The sequence below is a fragment of the Streptomyces apocyni genome (assembly GCF_009739465.1).
GTDB lineage: Bacteria > Actinomycetota > Actinomycetes > Streptomycetales > Streptomycetaceae > Streptomyces > Streptomyces apocyni.
Map to the genome: position 1 here is coordinate 84,394 of NZ_WHOM01000034.1, position 19,542 is coordinate 103,935.

Here is a 19,542-nt window from a genome sequence, read left to right on the forward strand (position 1 = left end):
ATGGACTGAGGTCCCGCGCGGTCCGCGACCGGGGACCTAGGTCCGTCGCCTGATCCGCGCCGATGACCCACTCGGCTAGCTTCTCGTCCCATGACGAACCTCGAACCGGCCCGTAGCCGGGAGCAGCGGATTCACGATGTGCGGGAGCGGTTGGAGAAGGACGTGGACGTCTGGGTCTCCACGGCCTCGGCGGACGGCGGCCCGGTGCTCGTTCCCTTGTCGTTCGTGTGGGACGACGGCGCGCTGATCATGAGTACGAAGCGGGTCAACGCGACGGCGCGGAACCTCACCCCCGGCGGGCCCGTGATGCTCTCGCTCGGCCACACCCGCGATGTCGTCCTGATCGAGGCCACGACGACGGTGATCGAAGGCACCGAGCTGCCCACGGCATCGGCGGACGCGTTCGCCCGTCAGGCTGGCTTTGACCCGCGTGACCGCGAGGCCTGGATCTATCTGCGGGCCGTGCCCCAGGTGATCAGGACCTGGCGGGAGGAGAACGAGCTGGCGGGCCGGGTCGTCATGCGGGACGGGGCCTGGCTCGGCTGACCGCCCGGTGCGCCTCGCGGGCCGCTGCGCGTGTGGCGGCTCGCTACGCGCGCGTGGCGGCCCGCTGCATGCGTGGCGGCCTTGCTGCATGCGTGGCGGCCCGCGCACCTCGATGCGGCCGGTGTGAGCGCTGCGGTACCCTGACGCCATGCGTGCCGTACGCCTTCTGCTTAGCGAGCCGCGCTGATCAGTCCCGGCCACTGATGATTCGTGGTCGGAATCGGCGCGGCGTCCCCTCCTGTGCGAGGGGATTTTTCGTTTCGGCTGACAGCCGCGACGCATCCGCCAGGCAGAGACGATCGATGGAGCCTTAAGGATCATGAGCGAGACGAATTCCGCTGCTGCCGAGGTGGCAGCGCCGCACCGCTACACGGCTGCCATGGCCGCCGATATCGAGGCACGCTGGCAGGACTTCTGGGACGCCAACGGCACCTACGAGGCGCCGAACCCCTCCGGCGACCTGGCCGGTGACCCGGCGATCGTCGCCCGGCCCAAGAAGTTCATCATGGACATGTTCCCGTACCCCTCGGGCGCTGGCCTGCACGTCGGCCACCCGCTGGGCTACATCGCCACCGACGTCACCGCCCGCTTCCAGCGGATGACCGGGCATAACGTCCTGCACACGCTGGGCTTCGACGCCTTCGGCCTGCCCGCCGAGCAGTACGCCGTGCAGACCGGAACCCACCCGCGGGCCTCCACCGAGGCCAACATGGTCAACATGAAGGACCAGCTGCGCCGCCTGGGCCTGGGCCACGACAAGCGCCGCAGCTTCGCGACGATCGACCCGGACTACTACAAGTGGACCCAGTGGATCTTCGTACAGATCTTCAACTCCTGGTACGACGACCAGGCGAAGCAGGCCCGCCCGATCACCGAGCTGGTCGCCCAGTTCGAGAGCGGTGAGCGCCCCGTACCGGACTCCACGCGCGCGTGGAGCGAACTGAGCACCCTGGAGCGCGCCGAGATCCTGGGCCGCTATCGGCTGGCCTACGCCTCCGACGCCCCCGTCAACTGGTGCCCGGGCCTGGGCACCGTCCTGGCGAACGAGGAGGTCACCGCGGACGGCCGGTCCGAGCGCGGCAACTTCCCCGTCTTCAAGGCCAAACTGCGCCAGTGGAACATGCGGATCACCGCCTACGCGGACCGGCTGATCGACGACCTGGACGCGCTGGACTGGCCCGAGGCCATCAAGCTGCAGCAGCGCAACTGGATCGGCCGCTCCGAGGGCGCCCGCGTGGACTTCCCCGTAGGGGACAACGGCGACGCGATCACCGTCTTCACCACCCGCCAGGACACGCTGTTCGGCGCCACGTACATGGTGCTGGCGCCCGAGCACGAGCTGGTCGAGAAGATCGTCCCGGCCGCCTGGCCCGAGGGAACGCACGAGGTGTGGACTGGTGGCCACCCGACCCCGGCCGACGCCGTGTCCGCGTACCGCAAGCAGGCCGCGTCCAAGTCGGACGTGGAGCGGCAGGCCGAGGCCAAGGACAAGACCGGCGTCTTCACCGGCGCGTACGCGACCAACCCGGTCAGCGGCGAGCCGGTCCCGGTCTTCATCGCCGACTACGTGCTGATGGGCTACGGCACCGGCGCCATCATGGCCGTCCCGGCGCACGACAGCCGTGACTTCGCCTTCGCCCGCGCCTTCGAGCTGCCGATGCGCTGTGTCGTCGAGCCGTCGGACGACCGGGGCACCGACCCCGCGACGTGGGACAACTCCTTCGACTCGTACGACGCGAAGATCATCAACTCCTCCGGCACGGAGATCTCGCTGGACGGCCTGGGCGTCTTCGACGCCAAGACGAAGATCACCAACTGGCTGGCCGCCGCGGGTATCGGCGAGGGCACGGTCAACTTCCGGCTGCGTGACTGGCTGTTCAGCCGCCAGCGCTACTGGGGCGAGCCCTTCCCGATCGTCTACGACGAGGACGGCGTCGCGCACGCGCTGCCCGAGTCGATGCTGCCCCTGGAGCTGCCCGAGGTCGAGGACTACTCACCGCGCACCTTCGACCCCGACGATGCGGACACCTCGCCGGAGACCCCGCTGTCCCGCAACCAGGACTGGGTCAACGTCGAGCTGGACCTGGGCGACGGCGCCAAGCGCTACCGCCGCGAGACCAACACCATGCCCAACTGGGCGGGTTCGTGCTGGTACGAGCTGCGCTACCTGGACCCGCACAACTCCGAGAAGCTGGTCGACCCGGCCATCGAGCAGTACTGGATGGGCCCGCGCGAAGGCCAGCCGACCGGCGGCGTCGACCTGTACGTAGGCGGCGCCGAACACGCCGTGCTGCACCTGCTGTACGCGCGCTTCTGGTCCAAGGTGCTGTTCGACCTGGGCCACATCTCGTCGGCCGAGCCGTTCCACAAGCTGTACAACCAGGGCATGATCCAGGCGTACGTCTACCGGGACAGCCGCGGCTTCCCGGTCCCCGCCGCCGAGGTCGAGGAGCGTGACGGCCAGTACTTCTTCGAGGGCGAGCCGGTCAAGCGCGAGCTGGGCAAGATGGGCAAGTCCCTGAAGAACGCCGTCACTCCGGACGAGATCTGCGAGGAGTACGGCGCGGACACGCTGCGCCTGTACGAGATGGCGATGGGCCCGCTGGACGTCTCCCGGCCGTGGGACACGCGCGCGGTGGTGGGCCAGTACCGGCTGCTGCAGCGGCTGTGGCGCAATGTCATCGACGAGGCGACGGGCGAGGTCACGGTGGTCGACACCGAGGCGGAGACCGACGTGGACGAGGCCACTCTGCGCGCCCTGCACAAGGCGATCGACGGCGTCCGCCAGGACCTGGAGGGCCTGCGCTTCAACACCGCCATCGCCAAGATCACCGAGCTGAACAACCATCTGACCAAGACATATGGGGGCGGGTCCGCAGGACCCTCGGTTGAGGGCGGTGGCGGGCGACGGGCGGGCGGCCCGGTGCCGCGCTCCGTCGCCGAGCGGCTGGTCCTGCTGATCGCGCCGCTGGCCCCGCATGTGGGCGAGGAGCTGTGGCGCAGGCTGGGCCACCGCGAGTCGGTCGTGCACCAGGACTTCCCGGTGGCCGACCCGGCGTACGTCGTGGACGAGACCGTGACCTGCGTCGTACAGATCAAGGGCAAGGTCAAGGCACGTCTGGAGGTCTCGCCCTCGATCGCGGAGGCGGAGCTGGAGAAGGTGGCGCTGGCCGACGAGCGGGTGGTCGCGGCGCTGGACGGCGCGGGCATCCGCAAGGTGATCGTCCGGGCGCCGAAGCTGGTGAACATCGTCCCGGCGTAGCTCCCGTGTGACGCGTATGCGGGGTTTCCCCTACGGGCAGGTTGGGGGTTCGAAGGAACCCTCGGCCTGTCCGTCAGCGTTTACGGTGGAACTGACCATCCAGACTCCCAAGGAGCCGTCATGGCTGAAGTGATCGCCGTACTGGCGGTGCTCTTTGTGCTCTTCGTGGCGCTGGGGGTGTTTGTCACGGTCAAGGTGGTCAAAGCAGCCAAGCGCGGTGTGGATCGCACGCTGACCCAGGCGCGCCGCAGTGTCGAGGACTCGACCCTCAGAGCGAAGAGCTTTACGCAGGTGGGCGCGGCTGGCGAGCTCGCCCAGCTGCGGCTGCGGCTGCGGACGTCGATGCGGGCCACCCAGGACTCGCTGGGCGCCGCGGTCAAGGAGGACCCCACGCTGCGCGAGTCGCTGGGCCTCTTCGAGCGGCTGAGTCAGCACGGCCATGAGCTGGACGACGAGCTGCGACGGCTGGAGCGCGAACCGGACAAGACGCGGCTCGGCGAGCGGCTGCCGGAGCTCAGAGCGCGTACGAAGCGGATCACCGAGGCCGCCGACTCGCTGCGCTGGGCCGCGCACGACCGGGCCCGCAGGTTCGCGGACGACGACCTGGAGGTGCTCGGGCAGCAGATAGAGGTCGAGTCCGGGGCGCTGCGGCACTGGACGACGGAGCCGGGCGATGACCCGTCGGTATCCGCACCAGCCGCGCCATCGGCGCCATCCGCATCGTCTGCACCATCTGCGCCCCCCGCTGGCGCAGGCTCCGAGGGCGCCAGGCCTCCGGGGGCCAGGCCGCCGGGGGCCGGGGCACGGGCAGCAGCGTGGCCGGAGCCGCCCCGGGCCGACAGCGCTGATGGTGCCACCAGTGCCGAGCAGACCTGGCCCGAGCCGCGGTCCGCCGAGGAAGCGCAGGGGCCGCAGGCGATCGAGCCGACTCGGCCGGTCACCTCCTACCCATGGCAGAAGGCCCACCGCCCCGAGAGCACGAACTGACCGCCGCCGGACGGCCGATCACGGGCGGCGGGGTCGGACTGCCGCCGGAGCGCCGTGGCGGGTAATCTCCAGCTCATGTCCCGCCATGTCGCGATCATCACTGACTCAACGGCCTACCTGCCGCGGCGGGCGATGGATCGGCACGGCATCACCGCGGTGCCGCTGACCGTGATCGTGGACGGTCGGGCCCTGGAAGAGGGCACCGAGATCTCGGCCCGCTCGCTCGCCCAGGCGCTGCAGAAGCGCCGCCCCGTCACCACCTCGCGGCCCAGCCCCGAGGTCTTCGCCGCGGCCTACCGCGCGGCGGCTGAGGCGGGGGCCTCCAGCGTCATCTCGCTGCACCTGTCAGCCGAGTTCTCCGGGACGTACGACGCGGCCACGCTGGCGGCGAAGGACGCCCCCGTGCCGGTGCGGGTGGTGGACACCGGCATGGTGGCGATGGCCCTGGGCTTCTGCGCGCTGGCCGCCGCGGAGACCGTGGAGGCGGGGGGAACGATGGACGAGGCGGTCGCGGCGGCCGAGAAACGCGCCGCGTCCACCTCCGCGTACTTCTACGTTGACACGCTCGACTACCTGCGCCGGGGCGGCCGGATCGGAGCGGCACAGGCGCTGCTGGGCTCCGCACTGGCGATGAAGCCACTGCTGGAGCTGAACGGCGGCCGGATCGAGCCGTTGGAGAAGGTGCGTACGGCGTCGAAGGCGATCGCGCGGCTTGAGGAGATCGCCGTCGAGCGTGCCGGGGCGAGCCCGGTGGATATCGCGGTGCACCATCTGGCGGCCCAGGAGCGGGCGTCCGCGCTCGCGGACCGGCTCAGGGAGCGGGTGCCGGGTCTCGCGGAGCTGCATGTCAGCGAGGTGGGTGCGGTGATCGGGGCGCATACGGGGCCGGGGTTGCTGGGTGTGGTGGTCTCGCCCAGGTGAGGTTGTTGAGGTTGTTGTGACCCGTGTGAGTGACGAAGTTCTCCACAACTGCTGAGTAATCCACGGAAATTGAGCAAGATCATCAAGGTTCGGTCGGGGCGCCTAGCGTCGCGGCATGACTCTTCGACCTTCTCGACCCGCGCGATCTTCTCGACCTTCTCGACCTTCTCGCTCTTCTGACGCGACGAGCGGGCCGGGCCGTCCCCCGGCCTCGGACGGCCGGGCCCGGCACCGCCCGTACCGCGCCCGGACCGGCGTCCGCCGCAGGCAGGCCGCGGCAGACCGCCTCCGGGTGCGGGCGCAGACGTTATGCGAGCAGACCCGGCAGTACCCCCCGGATGCGGCAGCCGCGTCACCAGCGCCCTCGCCACCTCCAGCCCCTGGCCCATCCCCAGCCCCAGCCCCTGTGCCAGGGCTGGCGGGTGAGGTGGGGGACGGGGCTGGGCGAGCGGGGCGGGTGAGGCTGGCTGTGCGGGAGCGGGTGCCGCTCTGGTTGCAGGCGCGGTGCCGTCTGGAGCGCAGAAGCCTGGTGGCGCTCGCCGTGTTCCTGGCTGTCGCGGTCGCGTTCGCGGTGCACCATTTCTGGACCGGCCAGCCGCAGCCGGTGCGGGCCCCCGAAGTCGTACGGGAGGCCGCCGCGGAGCCAGGGGCCCTACCAGGGTCACCTGCCGGGGCACCCTCCGGGTCTCCTGCTGGAGCCCGGGCGGCAGCCGCGTCCGCTGGCCCCGCGTCGTCCAGCCCGCGCATCGTCGTGGACATCGGTGGCAAGGTCCGCAAGCCCGGAGTGCGCCGACTGCCCGTGGGGTCACGGGTCACCGACGCGCTACGGGCCGCTGGCGGGGTCCGCCCCGGCACGGACATCAGCGAGCTCAACCGCGCCCGGCACCTGGTGGACGGCGAGCAGGTGATCGTGGGCGAACCCCCGGACGCCGCCGCGCCAGCGGCGGTGCCCCCGGTACCGGGCGGCGGCGCCGCGGCAGGTGGCGTCGTCAGCCTCAACTCCGCGGCTGAAGAACACCTACAGACCCTCCCCGGCATCGGCCCCGTACTGGCCAGGAACATCGTCGCCTACCGCACGGAGCACGGCGGCTTCCGCTCCGTCGAGCAGCTCCGCGAGGTCAACGGCATTGGCGACCGTCGCTTCGCGGTGCTGCGTGAACTCGTACGGCTATGACCCGCGACCCGGCTACGACCCGCGACCCGGTGCACAGCGCCTCGGGCAACCGCCTGGGCGCCGCGAACCCTCGGCAGGAGGCCCCCGCCGATCTCCGCCTCATCCCGCCCGCACTGGCCGCCTGGGCCGCGGCGGCCCTGGCCCTGGGCGCTCCGGGGAGCTGGGCGGCCGTCGGCGTGGCGCTCTGCGTCGCGGCGGCTCTCATCCTGCTGGCCATGCGACGGCGGCGGCGAACGACCGGGGTGCCGGGGGCCGTTGCTGGTGGTGGGTGGGTCGCCGGGGCGGCGGTGCTGCTCTGTGCCGCCGCCGGGGCCGCGTCCGCTGGACTGCACGCGGCGGATCTGCACCGTGGCCCAGTGCCCGACCTGGCCAGCCAACACGCGCGGGCCATGGTGGAGTTGCGGGTCAGCGCCGTTCCCCGGCAGACGCGGCCCCGGGTCTCCGGCGCCCGGACGGTCCCGCCAAGTGTCGTCCTGGAGGCCGACGTCGTCCGCGTCAGCACCGACGCCGCCGCGCCGACCCAGACCCGTACGCCGGTCCTGGTGGTCGTACGAACAAGAGCCGTCGCCCACGACGAGGCGAACCCGTCCGCATCCCGCTGGCTTGGCCTGCTGCCGTCGACGCGGATCAGGGCACAGGCCACCTTCGCACCCCCGTTCCCCGGCAGCAGCCTGGTCGCCGCCGTGGCGCGGGTGGACGGCAGCGAGCCGCCGCACATCGTGGAGCGGCCGACCGCCCTCCAGCGCGTCGCCGGACACCTGCGGGCTGGGCTGCGCGCGGCCACCGAGGACCTCCCGCCCGACGCCCGCGCGTTGCTCCCAGGGCTGGTCGTCGGGGACACCTCCAGGGTGCCGTCCGAGCTGCGTGAGGCGTTCCTCGCCACCGATCTGACGCACCTGCTCGCCGTCAGCGGGGCGAACTTCACGATCTTGCTGGCGCTGCTGATCGGGCCGCCAGGAACGGCGATGCGCGCCGAACGTGGCGGGCTCGCCCCGCGACTTGGCATCCCGCTGCGGCTGACCGCCCTGCTCGGCGGCGTGCTCACGCTCGGCTTCGTCGTTGTCTGCGGGCTCGACCCGAGCGTGCTGCGCGCGGCGGCCTGCGGGCTGATCGCGCTGCTGGCCATCGCCACCGGGCGGCGCAGATCCCTGCTCCCCGCGCTGGCCGCCGCCGTACTGCTGCTGGTGCTCTACGAACCATGGCTGGCCCGCAGTTACGGCTTCGTCCTCTCCGTCCTGGCCACTGGGGCGCTGCTGACCGTCGCACCGAGGTGGAGCGCCGCGCTGCGTCGGCGGCGGGTGCCGCCCCGGATCGCCGAGGCGCTGGCCGCGGCCGCCGCCGCGCAGGCCGTCTGCGCCCCCGTCGTCGCCGTGTTCGCCGCGCATGTCAGCCTGGTCGCGGTGCCCTGCAATCTGCTCGCCGAGTTCGCGGTGGCGCCCGCCACGGTGCTGGGCTTCGCCGCGCTGGCCGTGGCCCCCGTGTCGCTGCCCCTCGCCAAGACGGCGGCCTGGTGCGCGAGTTTGCCCACGGGATGGATCGCCGACATCGCCAGGACCGGTGCCGCGCTGCCCGGTGCCGACGCCGACTGGCCCGGCGGCTGGCGCGGCGGGCTGCTCCTCGCCGCGCTCACGGCCGCCGCCGTACCGCTGGCCCGCCGCCTGTTCAGATGCCCTGCCCTCGCCCTGGCCTGTGCCCTGCTCCTGCTGCTCGCCATCGCCCGCCCCGTCCCCCTGGACCGCGCGCTCACCGGCTGGCCGCCGCCCGGCTGGCGCCTGGTCGTCTGCGATGTGGGCCAAGGCGACGCCTTGGTGCTCGCCGCGGGTGAGGGCACCGCCGTCGTCGTCGACGCCGGTCCTGACCCAGTGCTCGCCGACCGCTGCCTACGCTCCCTGGGCATCACGCGCGTGCCGCTCGTCGTTCTCACCCACTTCCACGCCGACCACACGGCGGGTCTGCCCGGCGTACTCAAGGGCCGCGAGGTCGGCGGGATCCAGGCGACCAGGGTCCAGGAGCCTGCGGGCCAGGCCGCGTTCGTGGGGAAGCTGGCGGCCGCGCACGGGATTCCGCTGACCAGCGCCAGCGCCGGGGAGCACCGTCGCTCCGGGGCCCTGAGCTGGCAGGTGCTCTGGCCTCCGGCGCCCCCGGAACCCATCCCCGAGGGTGCCAACGACGCGAGCGTCACCCTCCTGGTGCGAACCGGAGGCCTGACCCTGCTCCTCGCGGGCGACCTCGAACCCCCGTCCCAGCAGGCACTGCTACGGATCACCCCAGGGCTCGGCCCGGTCGACGTCCTCAAAGTCGCCCACCACGGCTCCGCGTACCAAGATCCCGAGCTGCTGCGCCGAATACGTCCCCGGCTGGCCCTGATCTCCTGCGGCGCGGACAACTCCTACGGTCACCCGGCCCCCAGCACCCTGACCGCCCTCCACGCCCAGGGCACCGCCGTCCTACGCACCGACACGGACGGCGCGGTCGCGGTCACCGGCGCCGGACCGGATCTGCGCGCGGTACCGCTGCGCTAGGGGCCACCTCGCGGGGCGCGGGACCGGAACACGCCCTACCGCCGAGTCCGACCCCCCCGTACGCCGCGCGTGATTCGATGGGAGTCATGGCGGGCACCGGGCTGCGGTTGCGCTTCGCCGAGGAGCTGCGGTTGTTTCTCGCCCCTCGGTACCGAAGCGCGGCCCCGTTCTCCGCGCCCTATGACGGCGCCTCCTCGCTCGGCCATGTGGTCCAGTCACTGGGCGTACCGCTGCCGGAGGTGGGCCGGTTGCTGGCGGACGGCCAGGAGGTGCCGGACAGCCACCGGCCGCGCGGCGGCGAGCTGATCGACGTCGAGGCGGTGCCCAGGCCGCAGCGGCTGCCGGAGACCGGCCTGCTCCTTGACGTACACCTGGGCACCTTGGCGCGGTGGCTGCGGCTGCTGGGGCTGGACACGGAGTACCGCAACGATCTGGACGACGACACCCTGCTGGCCCGGGCGAACACCGACCGGCGGGTGCTGCTCACCCAGGATCGCGGGCTGCTGAAGCGCCGCGCGCTGTGGTACGGCTGCTATGTGCGCGGCGCCGGGCCGGACGAGCAACTCGCCGACGTCCTGGACCGTTTCGCACCGCGGCTGGCTCCCTGGACCCGGTGCATGGCCTGCAACGGGCGGCTGGTCGTGGCCACCAAGGACGAGGTCGAACCGCTGCTCCAGCCCGGCACCCGACGTACGTACGACGTCTTCAGCCGCTGCCTGTCGTGCGGCCGGGCCTACTGGCGCGGCGCGCACGGCGGGCGGCTGGCGGCCCTGGTCGATCGGGCACAGGAGACGGTGGCGGCCCGGGAGCGCCGCACGGGCGAGTGACTCCGCACGGAACCGCGTCCCCCCACCTACCGACCTGTTCTCACCTGTTCCCAATCCAAGCCCCCGAACGAGGCCGCGGGGAGTCGGGGGAAAATGTCTTCGTGAGCGATGTGAGACATGTACTGGTGTTGCCCGACCGCGACGGGGCCGAGGAGGCGGCGCAGGCCGTCGGGGAGCGGTTCGGGGTCGTCGACGAACCTCAGCTCGTACGGGACGCGCTGGCCGGTGAGGACGACGCCGAGGACGCTCAGTGGCTGGTGGTGATCGAGGACCCGCGAGGGGCGCTGGATCCGGTGGCGCTGGACGCCTTCGCGGCCGAGTGGGACGGCTGGCGCGAGGAGCCGTAGGGCGTACGGAGATCGAGACCGGGACCGGGGACCGGGGCGGGCGGCGTTGTCAGTGGCTCGTGGGATGCTTGACCACGATGGCCAGGAACCCCGGAAACGACGACCCGCTCGCCCCCGTCACGCTCGCCGTGGGCCAGGAGGACCTGCTGCTCGACCGCGCCCTGCAGCAGGTGGTGGCGGCCGCCCGTGCGGCCGACGCCGACACGGACGTACGCGAGCTGACCCCCGACCAACTGCAGCCGGGGACACTCGCCGAGCTGACCAGCCCCTCGCTCTTCGCCGAGCGCAAGGTCGTTGCCGTACGCAACGCCCAGGACCTGTCCGCCGACACGGTCAAGGACGTGAAGGCCTATCTCGGCTCTCCCGCCGAAGAGATCACCCTGGTACTGCTGCACGCCGGTGGCGCCAAGGGCAAGGGCCTCCTGGACGCCGCGCGCAAGGCGGGCGCGCGCGAGGTCGCCTGCCCGAAGATGACCAAGCCCGCCGACCGGCTCTCCTTTGTGCGCGGTGAGTTCCGCGCGCTGGGGCGGTCCGCGACCCCTGAGGCCTGCCAGACCCTGGTCGAGGCGATCGGCAGTGATCTACGGGAGCTGGCCTCCGCGGTCAGTCAGCTCACCGCGGATGTCGAGGGCACGATCGACGAGGCCGTCGTCGGCCGGTACTACACGGGCCGCGCGGAGGCCTCCAGCTTCACCGTCGCCGACCGGGCGGTGGAGGGCAGGGCGGCCGAGGCGCTGGAGGCCCTGCGCTGGTCCCTGGCGACCGGGGTCGCCCCGGTGCTGATCACCAGCGCGCTCGCCCAGGGCGTGCGGGCTATCGGCAAGCTCTCCTCGGCGCGGGGCGGACGGCCCGCCGACCTGGCCCGTGAGCTGGGGATGCCGCCGTGGAAGATCGACCGGGTGCGGCAGCAGATGCGGGGCTGGACTCCGGACGGCGTCGCGGTCGCGCTCAGGGCCGTCGCGGAGGCGGACGCGGGCGTCAAGGGCGGCGGCGACGATCCGGAGTACGCCCTGGAGAAGGCGGTCGTCACCATCGCCCAAGCCGCCCGCGCCCGCCGCGGCTAAGGCGCTCAGCCGTCAGGAAACGCCGAAAGCCCCGCCCGGCGTCCTGGGGAAGGACACCGGCCGGGGCCACGGTTCAAGCTGGGTGGTCCGCACCCGCGTGGCGAACGCAGATCGTGTGCGGACCGGGGGTGCCGGTCAGGAGCGGAAGAGAGGGCCCGCTGAGTCCTGTCCGGCGGTCAAATCAAGAGTGTGCTCAGCCCTTGAGGGAGGCAACCTTGGAGGCCAGCGCCGACTTCTTGTTGGCGGCCTGGTTCTTGTGGATGACTCCCTTGGAGACAGCCTTGTCGAGCGCGCGGTTGGCGTCGCGGAGGGCCGTGGTGGCCTTCTCGGCGTCACCCGCGGTGACGGCCTCACGGGCCTTGCGGACAGCGGTCTTGAGCGAGGACTTGACGGCCTTGTTGCGCAGGCGCGCCTTCTCGTTCGTCTTGTTCCGCTTGATCTGGGACTTGATGTTCGCCACGAAAGAGCCTTTACAGGTTCGATGATCTTGATGGGTGCCCCGTCGCTTGAGAGGGCTACGAGGCACAGCTGCCCAGATTACCAGCAGCGTCGGCACCGGCCCAAACCGACCACCGGCCGCCACTCATGGGACGATGGAAGCTACGTAACGATCCGACCCGAGGCTGCAGAGAGCTGCAGACGTTCTCAAGAATCAGGACCCTGCGTGCCCGCGACCCCAACCAACGTGCCCGAGCCGAGCCGCACAGACCCGGCGCTGATCCGCAACTTCTGCATCATCGCGCACATCGACCACGGCAAGTCCACGCTCGCCGACCGGATGCTCCAGCTCACCGGAGTGGTCGAACAGCGGCAGATGCGTGCTCAGTACCTCGACCGAATGGACATCGAGCGCGAGCGCGGCATCACGATCAAGTCCCAGGCGGTCCGGCTGCCCTGGGCGCCCACCGAGGGCGAGGGTCAGGACAAGACCCACATCCTCAACATGATCGACACCCCCGGCCATGTGGACTTCACGTACGAGGTGTCCCGTTCCCTCGCCGCCTGCGAGGGAACGGTCCTGCTCGTCGACGCGGCCCAGGGCATCGAGGCCCAGACCCTCGCCAACCTGTACCTGGCGATGGAGAACGACCTCACGATCATCCCGGTGCTCAACAAGATCGACCTGCCGGCCGCCCAGCCGGAGAAGTTCTCCGAAGAGCTCGCCAACCTCATCGGCTGCCAGCCGGAGGACGTACTGAAGGTCTCCGCGAAGACCGGCATCGGCGTGGACAGCCTGCTGGACCGGGTGGTCCGGGACGTTCCGCCCCCGGTCGGCGTCGCGGACGCCCCCGCCCGCGCGATGATCTTCGACTCGGTCTACGACTCGTACCGCGGCGTCGTGACGTACGTCCGTGTCATCGACGGCAAGCTCAACAAGCGCGAGCGCATCAAGATGATGTCCACCGGCGCCACCCACGAGCTGCTGGAGATCGGCACCAACTCCCCGGAGATGCTCGCCGCCGACGGCCTCGCCGTGGGTGAGGTCGGCTATCTGATCACTGGTGTGAAGGACGTCCGCCAGTCCAAGGTCGGTGACACGATCACCACCCTCTCCAAGGGCGCGACCGAGGCGCTTGGCGGCTACAAGGACCCCAAGCCCATGGTGTTCTCGGGCCTGTACCCGCTGGACGGCTCGGAGTACCCGGACCTGCGCGAGGCCCTGGACAAGCTCCAGCTGAACGACGCCGCGCTGGTCTACGAGCCGGAGACCTCCGCGGCCCTCGGCTTCGGCTTCCGCGTCGGCTTCCTCGGTCTGCTGCACCTGGACGTCATCCGGGAGCGGCTGGAGCGCGAGTTCGGCCTCGACCTCATCGCGACCGCTCCGAACGTGGTCTACCGCGTGATCATGGAGGACGGCACCGAGCACACGGTCACCAACCCGAGCGAGTTCCCCGAAGGCAAGATCGACCAGGTCTACGAGCCGACCGTTCGGGCCACCCTTCTCGCCCCGTCGGAGTTCATCGGCTCGATCATGGAGCTCTGCCAGAACCGCCGCGGCGTCCTGCTTGGCATGGACTACCTCTCCGAGGACCGCGTCGAGATCCGCTACACCCTGCCGCTCGCCGAGATCGTCTTCGACTTCTTCGACCAGCTGAAGTCCAAGACCCGCGGCTACGCCTCGCTGGACTACGAGCCCACCGGCGAGCAGTCCGCACAGCTCGTCAAGGTCGACATCCTGCTGCACGGCGACAAGGTCGACGCCTTCTCGGCGGTCACGCACAAGGACCAGGCGTACGCCTACGGAGTGCGGCTCGTCGCCAAGCTCCGGGAGCTCATCCCGCGCCAGGCCTTCGAGATCCCGGTCCAGGCGGCCATCGGCTCCCGGGTCATCGCCCGGGAGACCATTCGGGCCATCCGCAAGGACGTGCTCGCCAAGTGCTACGGCGGCGACATCTCCCGTAAGCGCAAGCTCCTGGAGAAGCAGAAGGAAGGCAAGAAGCGGATGAAGATGGTCGGGTCCGTCGAGGTCCCGCAGGAGGCCTTCATCGCGGTGCTCTCCAGCGACGAGAGCGCCTCCAAGAAGAAGTAGTCGGCTTGATCCCGCTCCGCCGGGCCCGTCACGCACCGCGTGTGGCGGGCCCTTCGGCTATCCGGGGTCTGTAGAAAGTGACAGGTCGCAGACTCTTACGCACCGGGCGAACGCGCTCTACCCTGATCACTGCTCGAAGGTTACTCGCCAGTTAAACAAGTGGCCGCAGTCAACTGGACTGTCGCGGGCCCGGAGGATGTCGTGAGCGACTCACAGACCTTGATCGAGAACCGTCCGCCCAGCGTCGCCATCCTGCTCCAGGAGCGGGTCGCGGCCACACCGGACGCGGAGGCGTACCGCTATCCGGTGCCGCCGGCTTCCGGCCAGGGCCCGGACGACTGGAAGTCGCTGAGCTGGGCGCAGGCGGCCGAGCGGATCTACGCCATCGCCGCCGGACTGATCGACCTCGGCGTCAGCCCCGAGGAACGGGTCGCCCTCGCCTCGAACACCCGGGTCGAGTGGATCCTCGCCGACCTCGGCATCCTGTGCGCGGGCGCGGCCACCACCACCGTCTACCCCTCGACGAACACCGAGGAGTCCGCGTACATCCTCGCCGACTCCGGCAGCAAGGTGCTGATCGCCGAGGACGCGACACAGCTGGCCAAGGTACGGGAGCGGCGCGCCGAGCTGCCCGACATCCAGCACGTCGTGGTGATCGACGCGGCGGACGCCCAGGCCGCCGAAGGCGACCCGGAGGGCTGGGTGCTCTCCCTCGCCGAGCTGGAGGCGCGCGGAACGGCGTATCTGGAGAAGTCGCCCGAGGCCGTCAAGGAGCGGATCGCGGCGATCACCAAGGACCAGCTCGCCACGCTGATCTACACCTCCGGGACGACGGGCAAGCCCAAGGGCGTACGGCTGCCGCACGACAACTGGTCGTACATGGCGAAGGCGATCGCCGCGACCGGGCTGCTCGGACCCGACGACGTGCAGTACCTCTGGCTGCCGCTCGCGCACGTCTTCGGCAAGGTGCTCACCTCGGGCCAGATCGAGATCGGCCACGTCACCGCCGTCGACGGCCGGATCGACAAGATCATCGAGAACCTGCCGGTCGTCCAGCCGACCTATATGGCGGCCGTGCCGCGCATCTTCGAGAAGGTGTACAACGGCGTCGCGGCCAAGGCGCGGGCCGCCGGCGGAGCCAAGTACAAGATCTTCAAGTGGGCCGCGGAGGTGGCCCGCGAGTACGCCAAGACCTCGCAGGAGAACTTCCGCCGCACCGGCTCGGCCTCGGTGCCGTTCGGGCTCTCGGCCAAGCACAAGGTCGCCGACACCCTCGTCTACGGCAAGCTGCGCGACGCGTTCGGCGGGCGGCTGCGGGCCGCGGTCTCCGGCTCCGCCGCCCTCTCCCCGGACATCGGCTACTTCTTCTCCGGTGCGGGCATCCACATCCTGGAGGGGTACGGACTCACCGAGTCCAGCGCCGCCTCCTTCGTGAACCCGGGCGAGGCCTATCGCACCGGTACGGTCGGCAAGCCGGTGCCCGGCTGCGAGGTGCGGATCGCCGACGACGGCGAGATCCTGCTGCGCGGCCCCGGCATCATGGAGGGCTACCACGGGTTGCCCGAGAAGACCGCGGAGGTCCTGGAGCCGGACGGCTGGTTCCACACCGGCGACATCGGCGAGCTGTCCGCGGACGGCTATCTGCGGATCACCGACCGCAAGAAAGACCTGATCAAGACCTCTGGGGGCAAGTACATCGCCCCGGCCGAGGTCGAGGGCCAGTTCAAGGCCGTCTGCCCGTACGTCTCCAACATCCTGGTGCACGGCGCGGACCGGAACTTCTGCACCGCGCTGATCGCGCTCGACGAGCCGTCGATCCTCGCCTGGGCCGAGGAGCAGGGCCTCGCCGCCAAGACCTACGCGGACGTGGTGGCCGCGAAGGAGACGGTCGACCTGATCGACGGCTATGTGCGGCAGCTGAACGAGGGGCTGCAGCGCTGGCAGACGATCAAGAAGTTCCGGCTGCTGCCGCGTGACCTTGACGTGGAGCACGGTGAGCTCACGCCCAGCCTGAAGCTGAAGCGGCCGGTCGTCGAGCGCGAGTACCGGGGGCTGATCGACGAGATGTACGCGGGGAGCCGCGAGGACTGACGGCGCCGAGCTCCGCACGCCACCCGGTGTGGGGCCGACCACACCGGGTGGCGCTGTGCCCGGCTGCCGCACAGGCGCCCAGGGCGCACGGTCGTTCACAGTCGCCCCCGTACCGGACAATGGGTGCATGCCCTCCGTACTGCCTGACGGCGAACCCGTGCCCGACGACGGGTCGCTGCCCGCGTCCGCCCTGACCGGCGCCGCCGAGCGGCCCCTCGGGTTCTATCTGCACGTCCCGTACTGCGCGACCCGCTGCGGCTACTGCGACTTCAACACCTACACCGCGAGCGAACTGCGCGGCACCGGCGGCGCGCTCGCCTCCCGCGACACCTACGCGTCCAACCTCGTCGAGGAGATCCGCCTCGCCCGCAAGGTCCTGGGCGACGACCCACGCCCGGTGCGGACCGTGTTCGTCGGCGGCGGTACGCCGACCCTGCTCGCCGCGTCCGACCTGGTCACGGCGCTGGGCGCGATCCGCGACGAGTTCGGCCTCGCGGCCGACGCCGAGATCAGCACGGAGGCGAACCCCGAGTCGGTCGACCCCGCCTATCTCGCCGAGCTGCGCGCCGGGGGCTTCAACCGGATCTCCTTCGGCATGCAGAGCGCCCGCCAGCACGTACTGAAGGTCCTGGACCGTACGCACACCCCGGGGCGGCCCGAGGCGTGTGTCGCCGAGGCACGCGCGGCCGGGTTCTCCCATGTGAACCTGGACCTGATCTACGGCACGCCGGGCGAGTCGGACGACGACTGGCGGGCGTCCCTGGACGCGGCGATCGGCGCCGGTCCCGACCATGTGTCGGCGTACGCCCTGATCGTCGAGGAGGGCACCCAGCTGGCCCGCCGCATTCGCCGCGGCGAGGTTCCGATGACAGACGACGACGTCCACGCGGACCGCTATCTGATCGCCGATGAGGCGCTGTCGCGGGCGGGCTTCTCCTGGTACGAGGTGTCCAACTGGGCCACATCCGACGCCGGACGCTGCCTGCACAACGAGCTGTACTGGCGCGGCGCCGACTGGTGGGGCGCGGGTCCCGGCGCGCACAGCCATGTGGGCGGGGTGCGCTGGTGGAACGTCAAGCACCCGGGTGCGTACGCCCAGGCCCTGGGCGACGGCCGCTCGCCTGGCGCCGGGCGAGAGATCCTCCCGGACGAGGACCGCCGGGTGGAACGCGTACTCCTAGAGCTACGCCTGCGGGAGGGCTGTCCCCTGTCCCTCCTGCGCCCAGACGGCCTGGCGGCCTCACGCCGGGCGCTCGCCGACGGCCTCCTGGAGCCATCCGCGTACGACGCGGGCCGCGCGGTACTGACGCTACGGGGCCGCCTGCTCGCTGACGCGGTGGTCCGCGACCTGGTGGACTAGAGGCTTGCAGCGAAGCCCCACCCTGCCGTGGCACGATGGGGCCGCTCGCGCCAGTTTCGGTTAACCGACTGGTCAGACGGTGTCGAACTCTCCAGCCTTGACGCCTGCAACGAAAGAGGCGAACGAGTCGGCGGGGAAGTCCAGAACGGGACCGGTCGGGTTCTTGGAGTCACGGACGGGGACCACGCCACGCGAGGCGGCGAGGTTTGCGGCGACCTCGATGCACTGGCCGCCATTGTTGCTGTACGAGGACGTGAACCACTGCGGGTCTTCGGTCGTCACAAGGTGCCCTTTCGTAACGTGCTGATCATGGCCACAGTCTCCGCCTGGGAGAGGGATTCGGCCTGTAGTTGATGGTAGGCCGTGAGCATCGGCAGTACGAACGTGCTTTCCCGCTCGAGATGGCCCCGTTGGGCGGACTCGGCATACGACATGAGCGATCGATCGGACAGCGTCAACACCGTGATCGGCAAGTCGAACGGACGGCGGGCCCCATGGCGAACGGGGCAACCTGGAGCACGGTGTTCGGCAGCTCGGCGAACTCGATCAATCGGGCCAACTGCGCGTCCATGACGGCAGGTTCTCCGATGGGGCGGCGAAGGCAGCTCTCATCGAGCACGACGAAGACCAGCGGTGAGGGTGTCCGTTCGAGTGTGGCTTGCCGCTCGGCGATGAGGGTGACCCGCTCCTCTGCCTGGTCATCCGTGATAGCTCCCCGCTTCACGGCACTCTGCGCAAGCACTGTTGCGTAGTCCGGTGTTTGCAGCAGGCCAGGGATGATGCCCACTTCGTAGAGCCGGATCTCTTGCGCCTGAGCCTCGTGGTCAACGAACTGAGGGAAGCCCTCCAATAGCCCCGCGTGCCGCACCTTGCGCCATGCGCGCTCGAACATGTCGCCGGTCCCCAGCGCCTTGTCCGCGCTACGCGCGAGGCGGAAGGTTGGAAGTTTGCGACCAGTTTCGACCGACGAGATGTGCGTACTGGAGTACCCCATCTGTTCCGCCAGTTCCTCCTGTGTCCAGCCGAGTTCCTCACGCAGCCTGCGCAGACGCGCCCCAAAGGCTGCTTGCGGTGAACTGTCCGGGTCTAACTCCTTGCGGTTCAAAGGGGTTTCACCGACCTTTCGTTCATGTCTGACAAGTTGAAGAGTGCCCCGATACAGGGTCACGCTGAACCTCCTTGGTAGTGGAAGCACTACGGAGAGGAGTGATCGTGTCCGGCAAGAACACCCCCGCAGAGCGGCAAGCATCCCCACCACCCGTTCCAGCCCCCGGCACGCTCGTGGTGGACACCAGCTGTGCGCGTGGCGTTGGTGAGTTCCGGGGGCTCGCTGGCCCGTACTGGTCACTGCGTCCGCTCTGCGGTGGGACCGAGTGGGAAGCGAAACCCGAACACGTCCGCCTCGCAGCTCCCATAGAGCGGCTGCAAGCCGAGAACGCGCGGTGTAACGCCCGGAGCCGGGGTGAGCTGTTGTGACCCGCCTACCCGTCCGGCTCATCCTCGCCGCAGACCAGATCGACTCGGACCCCGACTTCCGCGCGGAGTTCTTCGCGGCTCTCGACACCGAGCTAGAGCGGCGCTCCGCCGAGCGGACGGCCGAGCTGGAGGCGTTCGCGGCAGCCGTGAAAGTGGCAGCCGAAGGGCTCGTACAGGCAAGACCCGATTCCATGGAGGTACGCAGAGTGAATGCCGCAACGGCTATCCCGTTCGGGGTCCGGCACCTGGTGTCACCGGCCCCGACGAACAGCGAAGCGCCCGTCATCACGTACAGCGACGCGCTTCAGCTGAACGTCTCGGCGGAGGGCAACCCGTGGCACGCCATCACGGCGGAGATGCCGGAGACGCAGACAGAGACCAGCAACGGCGACGGCAGTGCTCCGGGCTCCGACAGCGGGACCGATCTGTACTGAC

The 19,542-nt window shown here is 70.5% G+C and carries 16 protein-coding genes and 1 pseudogene; 14 read left to right on the plus strand and 3 right to left on the minus strand.

All coding sequences use genetic code 11. From position 1 onward, the window contains the following. Positions 1–90 precede the first annotated feature (90 nt). The 9 genes from GCN81_RS02890 to holA all read left to right on the plus strand — a co-directional run bounded on the left by GCN81_RS02890 (position 91) and on the right by holA (position 11,650). A complete protein-coding gene (locus tag GCN81_RS02890) occupies positions 91–546 on the plus strand; it encodes a pyridoxamine 5'-phosphate oxidase family protein (protein WP_156721830.1) in 456 nt (151 codons plus the stop codon). Positions 547–865: 319 nt separating this feature from the next. Then, positions 866–3,808 carry a leucine--tRNA ligase gene (gene leuS, locus GCN81_RS02895; RefSeq protein WP_156721831.1) on the plus strand — a complete coding sequence of 981 codons (2,943 nt, stop codon included), beginning with the start codon at positions 866–868 and terminating at the stop codon, positions 3,806–3,808. Positions 3,809–3,928: 120 nt separating this feature from the next. Beyond that, the gene (locus GCN81_RS02900; protein WP_156721832.1) at positions 3,929–4,795 is read left to right on the plus strand and encodes a hypothetical protein; all 867 of its coding nucleotides are present in this window, start codon (positions 3,929–3,931) and stop codon (positions 4,793–4,795) included. Between the two features lie 75 nt (positions 4,796–4,870). Next, the gene (locus GCN81_RS02905; RefSeq protein WP_156721833.1) at positions 4,871–5,716 is read left to right on the plus strand and encodes a DegV family protein; all 846 of its coding nucleotides are present in this window, start codon (positions 4,871–4,873) and stop codon (positions 5,714–5,716) included. Between the two features lie 457 nt (positions 5,717–6,173). Continuing rightward, on the plus strand, positions 6,174–6,890 hold the full coding sequence (locus tag GCN81_RS02910) for a ComEA family DNA-binding protein (protein ID WP_325065089.1): 717 nt from the start codon (positions 6,174–6,176) through the stop codon (positions 6,888–6,890). Continuing rightward, positions 6,887–9,412: a ComEC/Rec2 family competence protein gene (locus GCN81_RS02915; RefSeq protein WP_156721835.1), complete on the plus strand. Its 2,526-nt coding sequence runs from the start codon at positions 6,887–6,889 to the stop codon at positions 9,410–9,412. The genes GCN81_RS02910 and GCN81_RS02915 overlap by 4 nt, the downstream gene beginning before the upstream one ends. Before the next feature lie 86 nt (positions 9,413–9,498). Then, positions 9,499–10,239: a Mut7-C RNAse domain-containing protein gene (locus GCN81_RS02920; protein WP_156721836.1), complete on the plus strand. Its 741-nt coding sequence runs from the start codon at positions 9,499–9,501 to the stop codon at positions 10,237–10,239. Positions 10,240–10,340: 101 nt separating this feature from the next. After that, positions 10,341–10,586, plus strand: a complete 246-nt coding sequence (locus GCN81_RS02925) for a hypothetical protein (protein ID WP_156721837.1) — start codon at positions 10,341–10,343, stop codon at positions 10,584–10,586. 77 nt (positions 10,587–10,663) lie between these two features. Continuing rightward, positions 10,664–11,650 carry a DNA polymerase III subunit delta gene (gene holA, locus GCN81_RS02930; RefSeq protein WP_156721838.1) on the plus strand — a complete coding sequence of 329 codons (987 nt, stop codon included), beginning with the start codon at positions 10,664–10,666 and terminating at the stop codon, positions 11,648–11,650. A 193-nt stretch (positions 11,651–11,843) separates the two neighbouring features. Here the strand turns inward: holA and rpsT are convergent, their stop codons facing one another. Next, on the minus strand, positions 11,844–12,110 hold the full coding sequence (gene rpsT / locus GCN81_RS02935) for a 30S ribosomal protein S20 (RefSeq protein WP_156721839.1): 267 nt from the start codon (positions 12,108–12,110) through the stop codon (positions 11,844–11,846). Positions 12,111–12,314: 204 nt separating this feature from the next. Between rpsT and lepA the strand changes: the two genes are divergently transcribed. From lepA to hemW, 3 genes are all read left to right on the plus strand, one after another. Beyond that, the gene (gene lepA, locus GCN81_RS02940) at positions 12,315–14,180 is read left to right on the plus strand and encodes a translation elongation factor 4 (protein WP_156721840.1); all 1,866 of its coding nucleotides are present in this window, start codon (positions 12,315–12,317) and stop codon (positions 14,178–14,180) included. 201 nt (positions 14,181–14,381) lie between these two features. Then, positions 14,382–16,271: an AMP-dependent synthetase/ligase gene (locus GCN81_RS02945; RefSeq protein WP_156721841.1), complete on the plus strand. Its 1,890-nt coding sequence runs from the start codon at positions 14,382–14,384 to the stop codon at positions 16,269–16,271. A gap of 127 nt (positions 16,272–16,398) precedes the next feature. Next, positions 16,399–17,631 carry a radical SAM family heme chaperone HemW gene (gene hemW, locus GCN81_RS02950; RefSeq protein ID WP_156721842.1) on the plus strand — a complete coding sequence of 411 codons (1,233 nt, stop codon included), beginning with the start codon at positions 16,399–16,401 and terminating at the stop codon, positions 17,629–17,631. Between the two features lie 72 nt (positions 17,632–17,703). On the opposite strand, the gene GCN81_RS02955 is transcribed toward hemW, so the two are convergent. Further along, positions 17,704–17,913: a DUF397 domain-containing protein gene (locus GCN81_RS02955; RefSeq protein ID WP_156721843.1), complete on the minus strand. Its 210-nt coding sequence runs from the start codon at positions 17,911–17,913 to the stop codon at positions 17,704–17,706. After that, positions 17,910–18,736, minus strand: a pseudogene (locus GCN81_RS02960) (helix-turn-helix domain-containing protein). Before GCN81_RS02960 ends, GCN81_RS02955 begins: the two are co-directional and overlap by 4 nt. Before the next feature lie 107 nt (positions 18,737–18,843). Here GCN81_RS02960 and GCN81_RS32150 point away from each other — a divergent pair. Together GCN81_RS32150 and tgmA are read left to right on the plus strand one after the other, a co-directional pair. After that, positions 18,844–19,107, plus strand: a complete 264-nt coding sequence (locus GCN81_RS32150; RefSeq protein WP_231626327.1) for a hypothetical protein — start codon at positions 18,844–18,846, stop codon at positions 19,105–19,107. After that, complete coding sequence (gene tgmA, locus GCN81_RS02965; RefSeq protein WP_156721844.1) at positions 19,104–19,541, plus strand: putative ATP-grasp-modified RiPP; 438 nt, start codon at positions 19,104–19,106, stop codon at positions 19,539–19,541. The genes GCN81_RS32150 and tgmA overlap by 4 nt, the downstream gene beginning before the upstream one ends. Position 19,542: the final 1 nt, after the last annotated feature.